The organism is Cupriavidus sp. 86D6 (assembly GCF_057815095.1).
Genome location: NZ_JBYPSB010000017.1, coordinates 73,348 through 85,206 on the forward strand (window position 1 = coordinate 73,348; position 11,859 = coordinate 85,206).

The 11,859-nt window shown below is 66.7% G+C and carries 9 protein-coding genes and 1 pseudogene; 9 read left to right on the forward strand and 1 reads right to left on the reverse strand.

The window, feature by feature from the left end:
- The first annotated feature begins 98 nt into the window (after nucleotides 1-98).
- From AC3G88_RS25735 to AC3G88_RS25775, 9 genes and pseudogenes are all read left to right on the forward strand, one after another.
- Nucleotides 99-3,290, forward strand: a complete 3,192-nt coding sequence (locus tag AC3G88_RS25735) for an efflux RND transporter permease subunit (RefSeq protein WP_400393540.1) — start codon at nucleotides 99-101, stop codon at nucleotides 3,288-3,290.
- Between the two features lie 11 nt (nucleotides 3,291-3,301).
- Nucleotides 3,302-4,786: an efflux transporter outer membrane subunit gene (locus AC3G88_RS25740; RefSeq protein ID WP_153948801.1), complete on the forward strand. Its 1,485-nt coding sequence runs from the start codon at nucleotides 3,302-3,304 to the stop codon at nucleotides 4,784-4,786.
- Between the two features lie 148 nt (nucleotides 4,787-4,934).
- Nucleotides 4,935-5,330 (forward strand): hypothetical protein, encoded by a 396-nt coding sequence (locus AC3G88_RS25745; protein WP_488773688.1) that lies wholly within the window; start codon nucleotides 4,935-4,937, stop codon nucleotides 5,328-5,330.
- 40 nt (nucleotides 5,331-5,370) lie between these two features.
- Nucleotides 5,371-5,832 carry a DUF2127 domain-containing protein gene (locus tag AC3G88_RS25750; protein WP_488773687.1) on the forward strand — a complete coding sequence of 154 codons (462 nt, stop codon included), beginning with the start codon at nucleotides 5,371-5,373 and terminating at the stop codon, nucleotides 5,830-5,832.
- Nucleotides 5,833-5,949: 117 nt separating this feature from the next.
- Nucleotides 5,950-6,240, forward strand: a complete 291-nt coding sequence (locus tag AC3G88_RS25755) for an antibiotic biosynthesis monooxygenase family protein (protein WP_488773686.1) — start codon at nucleotides 5,950-5,952, stop codon at nucleotides 6,238-6,240.
- Nucleotides 6,241-6,309: 69 nt separating this feature from the next.
- Nucleotides 6,310-6,948 carry a CDP-alcohol phosphatidyltransferase family protein gene (locus AC3G88_RS25760; RefSeq protein ID WP_400396852.1) on the forward strand — a complete coding sequence of 213 codons (639 nt, stop codon included), beginning with the start codon at nucleotides 6,310-6,312 and terminating at the stop codon, nucleotides 6,946-6,948.
- Between the two features lie 113 nt (nucleotides 6,949-7,061).
- Complete coding sequence (locus AC3G88_RS25765; protein WP_488894102.1) at nucleotides 7,062-8,576, forward strand: DUF1254 domain-containing protein; 1,515 nt, start codon at nucleotides 7,062-7,064, stop codon at nucleotides 8,574-8,576.
- Between the two features lie 129 nt (nucleotides 8,577-8,705).
- Entirely contained in the window at nucleotides 8,706-9,821 is a 1,116-nt protein-coding gene (locus tag AC3G88_RS25770; RefSeq protein WP_488773684.1) for an NADH:flavin oxidoreductase/NADH oxidase, read from the forward strand.
- A 174-nt stretch (nucleotides 9,822-9,995) separates the two neighbouring features.
- Nucleotides 9,996-11,039 (forward strand): annotated as a pseudogene (locus AC3G88_RS25775) (MFS transporter); the annotation flags it as partial.
- 245 nt (nucleotides 11,040-11,284) lie between these two features.
- Here AC3G88_RS25775 and AC3G88_RS25780 read toward each other — a convergent pair.
- On the reverse strand, nucleotides 11,285-11,767 hold the full coding sequence (locus AC3G88_RS25780) for a cupin domain-containing protein (protein ID WP_488773683.1): 483 nt from the start codon (nucleotides 11,765-11,767) through the stop codon (nucleotides 11,285-11,287).
- Between the last annotated feature and the right edge of the window lie 92 nt (nucleotides 11,768-11,859).

Below are 11,859 nucleotides of genomic sequence, written 5' to 3' on the forward strand. Positions count from 1 at the left end.
CGCCCGAAGCCACACCGAACTGAAATTCCCCCTGCAGCAGTACATGGCGTCCGCTCGACGAGCGGACGGCCAGGGGGACTGCTTTCGCCGAGACCAAGATGAATCTCTCGAAATTCTTTATCGATCGCCCCATTTTCGCGGGCGTGCTGTCGGTGCTGATCTTCCTGATCGGCGCCATCTCGATGTTCAAGTTACCGATCTCGGAGTACCCGGAAGTGGTACCGCCCTCGGTGGTGGTGCGCGCGCAGTTCCCGGGCGCCAACCCGAAGGTGATCGCCGAGACCGTGGCCACGCCGCTGGAGGAACAGATCAACGGCGTCGAGGACATGCTCTACATGAACTCGCAGGCCAACAGCGACGGCAACCTGACGCTGACGGTGACCTTCAAGCTGGGCACCGACCCGGACAAGGCCCAGCAGCTGGTGCAGAACCGTGTCTCGCAGGCCGAGCCGCGCCTGCCCGAGGACGTGCGCCGGCTGGGCATCACCACGGTCAAGAGCTCGCCTGACCTGACCATGGTGGTCCACCTGGTGTCGCCGAACGACCGCTACGACATGACGTACCTGCGCAACTATGCGCTGATCAACGTGAAGGACCGCCTGGCGCGGATCCAGGGCGTGGGTCAGGTGCAGATGTTCGGCTCGGGCGACTACTCGATGCGTGTCTGGGTGAACCCCGAGAAGATCGCCGAGCGCGGCCTGGCCGCGTCCGACGTGGTGCGCGCCATCCGCGAGCAGAACGTGCAGGTGGCGGCCGGCGTGATCGGCCAGTCGCCGTCGCTGCCGGGCACCGACCTGCAGCTGTCGGTGAACGCCCAGGGCCGTCTGCAGACCGTGGAGGAGTTTGGCGACATCATCGTCAAGACTTCGCCCGACGGCGTGGTGACGTACCTGAAGGACATCGCGCGCATCGAACTGGGTGCGTCGGAATACGCGCTGCGCTCGCTGCTGGACAACAAGTCCGCCGTGGCGCTGCCGATCTTCCAGTCGCCGGGCTCCAACGCGATCCAGATCTCGAACGACGTGCGCAAGACCATGGCCGAGCTGAAGGCCAACATGCCGGAAGGCGTGGACTACAGCATCGTCTATGACCCGACGCAGTTCGTGCGCCATTCGATCGAGGCCGTGGTCCACACGCTGTTCGAGGCCATCGCGCTGGTGGTGCTGGTGGTGATCCTGTTCCTGCAGACGTGGCGCGCATCGATCATCCCGCTGCTGGCGGTGCCGGTGTCCATCGTCGGTACGTTCGGCCTGATGCATGCGTTCGGCTTCTCGATCAACGCGCTGAGCCTGTTCGGCCTGGTGCTGGCGATCGGTATCGTGGTGGACGATGCGATCGTGGTGGTGGAAAACGTCGAGCGGAACATCGAGGAAGGGCTGTCGCCGAAGGAAGCCACCTACAAGGCCATGCGCGAAGTGTCCGGCCCGATCATCGCCATCGCCCTGACGCTGATCGCCGTGTTCGTGCCGCTGGCGTTCATGACGGGCCTGACCGGCCAGTTCTACAAGCAGTTCGCGCTGACGATCTCGATCTCGACGATCATCTCGGCGTTCAACTCGCTGACGCTGTCCCCGGCCCTGTCAGCACTGCTGCTCAAGGGCCACGACGCGCCCAAGGACTGGCTGACGCGTGGCATGGACCGAGTCTTCGGTGGCTTCTTCGCCCGCTTCAACCGCTTCTTCGGTCGCAGCTCGGACAACTATGGCCGCGGCGTGAAGGGCGTGATCCGCCGCAAGGGTTCGGTGTTCGGCGTCTACGCCGTGATGCTGGTGGCCACCTGGGGCGTGTTCCAGATGGTGCCGAAGGGCTTCGTGCCGGCGCAGGACAAGCAGTACCTGGTGAGCTTCGCAAAGCTGCCTGACGGCGCCACGCTGGACCGTACCGAGGACGTGATCCGCCGCATGTCGGATATCGCGCTCAAGCATCCGGGCGTGGAATCGGCCGTGGCCTTCCCGGGCCTGTCGATCAACGGCTTCACCAACAGCCCGAGCGCCGGCATCGTGTTCGTCACGCTCGACCCGTTCGACAAGCGCAAGAGCAAGGAGCTGTCCGGCAATGCGATTGCCGCCGACCTGAACAAGCAGTACGGGTCGATCCAGGACGCGTTCATCGCCGTGTTCCCGCCGCCGCCGGTACAGGGCCTGGGCACGATCGGCGGGTTCAAGATGATGATCGAGGACCGTGCCGCGCTGGGTTACGACGAATTGTTCAGCGCCACCAACGCGTTCATGACCAAGGCGCGCGCGACCCCGGAACTGGCTGGCATCTTCAGCAACTACCAGGTGAACGTGCCGCAGCTGGACGTGCAGCTTGACCGTACCAAGGCCAAGCAGCTAGGCGTGCCGGTGACCGACGTGTTCGAGACGCTGCAGACCTATCTTGGCTCGTCGTACGTGAACGACTTCAACAAGTTCGGTCGTACGTATCAGGTCAAGGTGCAGGCCGATGCGCAGTTCCGCCAGCATGCCGAGGACATCCTGCAGCTCAAGGCGCGCAGCAGTTCCGGCGAAATGGTGCCGCTGTCGTCGCTGGTGAAGGTCAAGCAGGGCTTCGGTCCGGATAGCGTCACGCGCTACAACGGCTTTACCGCCGCCGACATGAACGGTGGTCCGGCCCCGGGCTTCTCGTCGGGCCAGGCCCAGGCCGCCGCCGAGCGCATTGCCGCCGAAACGCTGCCCAAGGGCATCGGCTTCGAGTGGACCGAGCTGACGTACCAGGACATCCTGGCCGGTAACGCCGGGGTGTGGATCTTCCCGCTGTGCGTGCTGCTGGTGTTCCTGGTGCTGGCCGCCCAGTACGAAAGCCTGACGCTGCCGCTGGCGGTGATCCTGATCGTGCCGATGAGCCTGCTGGCCGCCATGACCGGTGTCTGGCTGACGCGTGGCGACAACAACATCTTCACGCAGATCGGTTTCATCGTGCTGGTGGGGCTGTCCGCGAAGAACGCGATCCTGATCGTTGAGTTTGCCCGGGAACTGGAACACCAGGGCCGCACCGTGGTGCAGGCCGCGATCGAAGCCAGCCGCCTGCGTCTGCGCCCGATCCTGATGACGTCGTTCGCGTTCATCATGGGCGTGGTGCCGCTGGTGGTCTCGACTGGCGCCGGTGCGGAAATGCGCCATGCCATGGGCGTGGCGGTGTTCGCGGGGATGCTGGGCGTGACGTTCTTCGGCCTGTTCCTGACGCCGGTGTTCTACGTGGCACTGCGCCTGCTGGCCACCCGCAAGCAGCGTCGTGAAGCGGTTGCGACGGATGTGCCGGCTTCGCACGCCGTGCCGTCCGCAGAGTGATGGTGAAAGACATGAACAACATCGTGATGAAGCAGTACCTGCCCAGGCTTGGTGCCCTGGCCGCCGCGCTGGTGCTGGCGGGCTGCTCGCTGGCACCGACCTACAAGGTGCCCGAGACGCCAACCGCCGCCACCTTCAAGGAGGCCGATGCAGCCGCCACCGAAGGCGCGCAGTGGAAGACCGCCACGCCGGCCGAAGGCCAGCAGCGCGGCGACTGGTGGCGCGTGTTCGGCGACGCCGAACTGGACCGGCTGATCGACGCCGCCAACGCGCATAACCAGGACCTGGCCGCAGCCGCAGCCCGCCTGAAGCAGGCGCGGGCGTTCACGGGCGCCACCGAGGCGGACATGTATCCGCAGCTGAGCGCGGGCTTCGACCCGACGCGTACGCAGCCGTCGGCCGCGTCGCAGGGCCTGCCCGATGGCACCCGCGTGTCGCCGCAGACCGTGTACAAGGCGCGACTGTTCGCCAACTACGAGCTCGACCTGTTCGGTCGCGTGGCCAGCAGCGTGAACGCTGCCCGCGCCGAAGAGAAGGGCGCAGAGGACCTGTACCGCTCGGTGCAGCTCGCGTTGCAGGCCGATGTGGCGCAGGCTTACTTTGCCCTGCGTACGCTCGACAGCGACCGTGAGCTGCTGAACGCGACGATCAAGTTGCGAGAGGATTCGCTGTCGCTGCTGCGCAAACGTTACGAGGCGGGCGAGACGACCGACCTGGACCCGGCCCGCGCCGAATCGGAACTGGGCACGGCGCGTGCCGACCTGGCCAGCATCGAGCGTCGCCGTGCCAATCAGGAGCATGCGTTGGCGGTGCTGACCGGCGTGGCCCCGTCGCAGTTCGGGCTGGCCGCCAGGCCGTTCGACACGGCGCCGGTGGCGGTGCCGGCGGGGCTGCCGTCGGAACTGCTGGAGCGCCGGCCCGACATCGCTGCGGCGGAGCGCCAGATGGCGGCCGCCAATGCGCGGATCGGCATTGCAAAGGCCGCGTTCTTCCCGCGCATTTCGCTGACGGCGCTGTTCGGCTTCGAGTCTTCGGACCTGTCGAACCTGTTCAAGTGGTCGTCGCGGACATGGATGCTCGGGCCGCTGGTGGGCACGACGGTGGCGCAAACCATCTTTGACGGTGGCCGCAACAGCTCGAACCTGGCCGGCGCCCGCGCCGCCCACGAGGAAAGCGTGGCGCGCTACCAGCAGACCGTGCTGGTGGCCTTCCGCGAGGTCGAAGACAGCCTGGCCGATGTGCGCTGGCTCAGCCAGCAGGCCACGGCGCTCGATGGCGCACTGGCTGGCGCCCGGCGTGCCCAGCGCATTTCGCGCAGCCGCTACGACGCGGGCGCCGTCGATTACCTGACGGTGATCGACGCGGACCGCACCGTGCTGCAATCGCAGCGCGATGCCAACGCGGTGGCCGGCCTGCGCGCGGCGGCGACGGTGGCGCTGGTGCGCAGCCTGGGCGGCGGCTGGGGCCCGTTGCCGGAGGCGGTGGCGAAGAACTGAGGCAGGTTCGCCTGCCGCCGTGGTGCCCACCCTCTCTCGCAAGCGGGAGAGGGTGGGCATCACAATCGGTCACAAACATTGCTGGCGCGATGTTTCCAGGTCACTACACTGGAAAGATCGCGCCAGTTCTGTTTTAGGGAGGGCCGATATGCGATTCCTTCGCCGGATGGCCGTCGCGATTGTCCTGCTCGGCACCTTGCTGCCCGTCGTCTGTGGCGCGCAGACCGTCACCGGCTCCATCGCCGTCGGCGGCTCGGCACGGGTGAAAGGGCCGGCCACGGTGAACGGCACCCTGAGCGTGGACGGCCATGTCTACGCCAACGGCCCGCTGACCGCTGCGTGGTTCGCGACGCCCGGCCGCGGGTATCCGCCGCCGATGGAGCGGTCGCTGCTCAAGGTCTTTCATGGGCCGTTGACCGTGCAGGGATCGATGGTGGTGCACGGCGATCTCTATGTCGACGGCCCGCTGACGGTGAACGGGCCGCTCGAAGCCGGCGGCGGCATCGATGCCAACGGGCCGATGGTGGAGCGTCAGGCACGTTGATGTTGCACAATGGCGACTTCGCTGATTTTCACGACCCGTCATGGCGCACGTCAGCCAAGGAATTGGCCTCAAGAGCATTGCCCTGTTCGAAGCCGCCAAGGGCGCCCTGGTGATCCTGGCCGGGCTGGGCCTGGTGGCGTTGCTGCACGCCGACGCCCAGGCGCTGGCCGAAGCCATTGTCGGCCGCTTCCACCTGAATCCGGCCAGCCACTATCCGAAGGTCTTCCTGGCACTGCTGTCGCATCCCAGCGACGGCCGGCTGTGGGCCATCGGCGGATCGGCCGCGGTGTACGCGCTGATGCGCTTCGCCGAGGCCTACGGACTGTGGTTTGGGCGTGCCTGGGGTAACTGGCTTGGCGTCTGGTCCGGCGGGATCTACATTCCGGTGGAAGTGTACGAGGCCGTGCGGCATCCCACGTGGATCCATGTGGGGCTGGCGGTGGCCAACGCGCTGGTGGTGGTCTACCTGGTGCAAAGCCTGGCGCGCCGCACGGTCAAGTAAGCCGGGCGGCTCAAATCTGCTAAGGTAGACACGCGATGCCGCGCGCCTGGCGTGCGGCCGCCCTGCCACGCGGTGCTGTCAGACAGCCACCGATATCAACCGCCCTAGAGACCCATCATGATTCACGAAATTGCACAGATCACGATCAAGCCCGGCATGGAAGCGCAGTTCGAGGCCAACGTGGCCAAGGCCAAGCCGCTGTTCCTGCGGTCCAGGGGCTGCCATGGCCTGAATCTGCAGCGGTCGATCGAACAGCCGTCGCAGTACGCGCTGGTGGTGGCCTGGGACACCGTGGAAGACCATATGGTCCATTTCCGCGAGTCGGACGAATTCCAGCAATGGCGCACCCTGGTCAGCGACTGCTTTGCCGCGCCGCCGGCCGTCCATCACGTCAACACGGTGCTCTGAGCGGCCCCGATCGCGACTGACCGCCCACGCACGTGACGCAGGCGCCGATGCGCCAAAGGAGCCCGCCGCATGTCGACCCCTCAGCAGCGCCCCCGGCATTTTTCGATGCTGCGCGACCTGCAGCTGGCGGATTTCTTCACGCTGGCCAATGCGGCATGCGGCATGGGCTCGGTGTTCTACGCGATGTATTTCGTTGCCGAGCCGTCGCTCAGGCATTTCTATATCGCGGCGGCGCTGGCGCCGGCCGCGTTTATCTTCGATGTGCTGGACGGCCGCATCGCCCGCTGGCGCCACGCCCATTCGGCGCTGGGCCGTGAGCTGGATTCTCTGTCGGACATCATCTCGTTCGGCGTCGGCCCGGCCACCCTGGCTTTCGCCGCCGGCATGCGCGGCGGCTGGGACCTGGCGGCGCTGATCTACTTCGTCTGCTGCGGCGTCAGCCGCCTGGCCCGCTTCAACGTCACGGCCGAGACCCTGGCCGAAGGCTCGGCCCTGGGCAAGGTCAAATACTTCGAAGGCACGCCCATTCCCACCAGCGTGGTACTCACCGGCATCCTGGCCTGGTGCGCCTCGCATGGGCTGATCGGCGATGCCCTGCCTGCGGGCGCGATGGCCATCGGCCCGGGCACGTTCCACCCGATGTCGCTGCTGTTCGTGCTGAGCGGCTCGCTGATGATCAGCAAGACGCTGCGGATTCCGAAGTTCTGAACAGGCGATTTCGCATCGAAATCTTTTAGATCGGCTGCGAAGACTTTGAATCGACGGCTTGAGGCGGCTGCGCTATGTTCGGCGCGTATCCGAACCCTCGAGGAGCCGTTTTCATGCCGAATTCCGTTGCCATCAGGCTGGGCAGCCTTGCGCTGCTTGCCGCCGGGCTTGCCGGTTGTGCGTCGCAGGCACCGTCTTCCTACAAGATGACCACGCCGATCCCGCCGGAGATCACCACGCCGGCGTCGGTCGATACCCGCATTGGCAGGCTGGAGTTTTTCGACGGTGTGCCGACGGCCGCGACGGCCCAGAAGGTCTTCGACAACATCGATTTCGCGCGCGGGGTCGAGGCGTTCCTGAATGGCGTGCCCGGGGCGCCGATGGTGGCCATCCGCACCGGCTTGCGCAGCGTGGGCGCGGTGGACAGCACCGTGGGCGTGTACGAGCAGCTGATGGATTCGAAGTCGATCTACCTGACGCCAAACAGCGAGACCATCTACTTCTGGAACTGGATGGATCTCAAGGACGGCCCGGTGGTGGTGGAAACCCCGCCGAACATCCTCGGCGTGGTCGACGATTTCTGGTTCCGCTATGTCACGGACATGGGCAACGCGGGGCCGGACAAGGGCAAGGGCGGCAAGTACCTGTTCGTGCCGCCCGGCTACACGGGCCAGCTGCCGGCCAGCGGCTACTACATCGTCAAAAGTCCAACGTACGGCAACCTGCTGTTCGGCCGGGCGTTCATGCAGCATGGCGACCCGCGTCCCGGCGTGGCCAGCCTGAAGGCCGGGCTCACGGTCTACCGGCTGGCTGACGCGGCGCGCCCGCCGGAGACGAAGTTCATCAACCTGTCGGGCAAGGTCATGAACACGGTCCATGCCAACAACTTCCGGTTCTATGAAGAGGTCAACCAGATCATCCAGGAAGAGCCGGCCGGCGCGTACGGCCCCGACATGACCGGCATCTTCACGGCCATCGGCATGCAGAAGGGCAAGCCGTTCGCGCCCGATGCACGCATGAAGCAGATCCTGACCGACAGTGTGGCGGTGGGCAACGCAACGGCCCGTGCCATCGACTTCCGCAATCGTGACCCGCGTACGCTGATCTTCCCGGACCGCCGCTGGACCACGCCGTTCATCGGCGGCAGCTATGAATGGCTGGACAACGGCGCCCGCAATTTCGACGCGCGCACGCTGTTCTTCTACGCCGCCACGATCGACACGCCGGCGATGGCCGTGGCGATGCCGGGCATCGGCTCGCAGTACGCGGCATCGAACCTCGACGCCGCCGGCACCCCGCTGGATGGGGCCAAGACCTATCGGCTGCACGTGCCGCCCAACGTGCCGGTCAAGGACTTCTGGTCGGTGGTGGTGTACGACACGCAGACCCGCTCGATGCTGCAGACGGACCAGCAGTTCCCGAGCCTGTCCAGCGAGAAGTCGCTGGTCAAGAATGCCGACGGCTCCGCCGACCTGTACTTCGGTCCGCAGCCGCCAGCCGGCAAGCAGGCCAACTGGATCCAGACCATTCCGGGCAAGAGCTGGTTCACGATCTTCCGGCTCTACGGCCCGCTGCAGCCGTGGTTCGACAAGCAGTGGAAGCTCGACGACATCGTCGAGGCCTCGTGAACCCGGGCTGACAAGGCGGGAAAATCCACGATGGAGGCGGGGTCAGCAAGGTTTGCGGGCGGCGTCTACAATCCCCGGACGTTGCCCGCTCCCGCGCAGGGAGCCCCCTGGAATCCAAGGAAACTCCCCATGCCTCATCTCTTCGATCCGTACCAGATCGGCAATCTTGCGCTCGCCAACCGCATCGCCATTGCGCCCATGTGCCAGTACTCGGCGGAAGCGGGCTCGGCCACCGACTGGCACATGATCCACCTGGGCAGCCTGGCGCTGTCCGGTGCGGGCCTGATGATCGTGGAGGCCACGGCGGTGTCGCCGGAAGGCCGGATCTCGCCGGCCGACCTGGGCCTCTACAGCGATGCCAACGAAGCGGCGCTGGGCCGCGTGCTCGATGCGGTGCGCCGCTATTCGCCGATTGCCGTGGCGGTGCAGCTGGGCCACGCGGGCCGCAAGGCGTCCAGCCAGGCCCCGTGGGATGGCGGCGCGCAGATTCGTCCCGATGCCCCGACCGGCTGGCAGACCGTGGCGCCGTCGGCCGTTCCCCATGCCGCGGACGAGGTGCCGCCCACGGCGCTCGACCGCGCCGGCATGCAGAAGATCCGCGACGATTTCGTGGCCGCGGCAAAACGTGCGGCACGGATCGGCGTGCAGGGCATCGAGGTACACGGTGCGCATGGCTACCTGCTGCACCAGTTCCTGTCGCCGATCGCCAACCACCGCACCGACGAATACGGCGGCAGCCTGGAGAACCGCATGCGGTTTCCGCTGGAAGTGTTCGACGCCGTGCGCGAGGCGTTTCCGGCCGAGCATCCGGTGTGGATGCGTGTGTCGGCCACCGACTGGGTGCCGAACGGCTGGGATATCGACGGCACGATTGCGTTGTCGCAGGCGCTCAAGGCGCGCGGCTGCGCGGCCGTGCATGTGAGCACCGGCGGCGTGTCGCCGCAGCAGGCCATCAAGCTGGGGCCGGGCTACCAGGTGCCCTATGCCCAGCGCGTAAAGGCCGAAGTGGGCCTGCCGACGCTGGCCGTGGGCCTGATCACCGAACCGGAGCAGGCCGAGGCGATCATCGCCAATAACGAGGCCGACATGATCTCGATTGCGCGCGCCATGCTGTATGACCCGCGCTGGCCGTGGCATGCGGCGGCAAAGCTTGGCGCGCAGGTCGATGCGCCGAAGCAGTACTGGCGCTCGCAGCCGCGCGGGCTGGAGCACCTGTTCCGCAGCGCGCATTTCGGGCAGCGGTAAGCGCCACGCGGCGCGGGGCGAGGGGTCCCCGAGGTGTCCCCGAGGTGTCCCCGAGGTGTCCCCGAGGTGTCCCTTTCGCGAGGTTCGGCGCAGGAATCGCGAAAGCCGGCGGCTTCGGCATCCGGCAGACTACGGTGTTCAGAAGACCAACAACGAACCCGGGGGAGACACCCAATGAACACCGAGCTTTCGCCAGCGCCGACGGCTGAAAACGCCACCGAGGCACCCCAGGCCGCCCAGGCGGCCACCGATAACCACCCGCTGCGTGTGGTCCTGCTGCTCAATGTCGGCCACGCGCTGGACCACCTGTTCCTGCTGATCTTTGCCACGGCGGTGGGCACCATCGCTTCGGAATTCGGGTTCGCCCGCTGGGAAGACCTGATGCCTTACGGCGTGGGCGCGTTCTTCCTGTTTGGGCTCGGCTCGGTGCCTTCGGGCCGCCTGGGCGACATGTGGGGGCGCCGCCAGATGATGCTGGTGTTCTTCTTCGGGCTGGGCGTGGCGGCGCTGCTGACCGCGCTGGCGCAGGGCCCATGGCAACTGGCGGGCGGGCTGGCCCTGATTGGCCTGTTTGCGTCGATCTATCACCCGGTGGGCATTCCGATGCTCGTGCAGCGCGCGAGCCGGCCCGGTTCGGCCATCGGGCTCAACGGCCTCGCCGGCAACCTTGGCGTGGCCGGCGCCGCGCTGCTCACGGGGTTTCTGGTCCAGGCATTGGGCTGGCGGGCGGCGTTTGCCGTGCCCGGCGTCATCGCCATCATCTGCGGATTTGCCTTTGCGTGGCTCTGCGCGCCGCAAGGGCCGGCGCCGGGCCGCAGCCGCAAGCCGCCGCAGGTGGTCTTGCCGCCCCGGCTGCTGGCCCGGGCGCTGGTCGTGATGACGGCGGCCGCCGTGACCGGCAGCCTGCTGTTCAACTTCACCACCAATGGCAACACCCAGTTCCTCACCGAGCGGTTCGACGGGCGGATCGACGACCCGGTCATGATCGGCCTGCTGCTGGCCGTGATCTATGCGCTGGCGTCGTTCACGCAGGTGATCGTCGGCAAGCTGATCGACACGGTGCCGCTCAAGCGGCTGTACCTGGGCCTGGTGCTGGCGCAGATCCCCTGGCTGGTCCTTGCCGCCCATGCGCAGGGATGGTGGCTGTTCGTGGCGCTGCTGGGCGCCATGGTGTGCATCTTCGGCAGCATCCCGTTCACCGACGCGATGATCGTGCGCTACGTCGATGACAGCGTGCGATCGCGTGTCGCCGGCATGCGGCTGGCCGTGTCGTTCGGCATCAGCTCGCTCTGGCAGTGTGGCTGCTTGGCCCGGTGGTCAAGGCGTCGAGCTTTGCCTCGCTGTTTCTGGCGATGGCCTGCATCGCCGCCTGTACCGCGCTGGTGGTGCTGCTGCTGCCCGGCGAAGCCGCCGCAGGGCAGGGCGAGGCCCGCCGTTGATCCGGGCCCGGACCTGATCCGCTGTCAGGGCAGCAGGTGGGTATCGTTCGGGGCCTGCGGTGGCAGCTTGATGGCCAGCGACCGGAACTCGCCGCTGGTCGCGATCGAGCCTGCGTGCGCCGCACCTTTCGGAATGATGATGAGGTCGCCGGGCCCCACCTGGTGCTGTTCGTTGCCAAGCCAGAAGGTGCCGGTGCCCGCAATCACATACTGGATCTCGTCGGCGCTGGTGTGATAGTGCTTGGGCACATTGCCCGACTGCACGGCAATCGTGCCGCTTGGCGTGTTCACCAGCCCCTTGCTGCGTAGCGTGCCCATGTTGGGCACCTGCGGGCCGATGTCGTCGTTGCTCATCGCAGCCAGGTTCTTGATGATCTGCGGCGTCAGCGCGGACGGCGGCGTCTGCGCGTGGGCCAGCGGCAAGTCCACGTGAGCCGTCAGGAACCCGGCGGCAAACGTGGCAACGAAAGCGGCCGGGACGGCGGCAAGCACGGCAAGTCGATGCATGGTTGTCTCCCTTTCTTGTATTGGCGGTCATGGCACTGCGGCAACGCGGCTCGCCTGCCATGCCGCGCAGCATTGTCTCACCGGGATCGGCA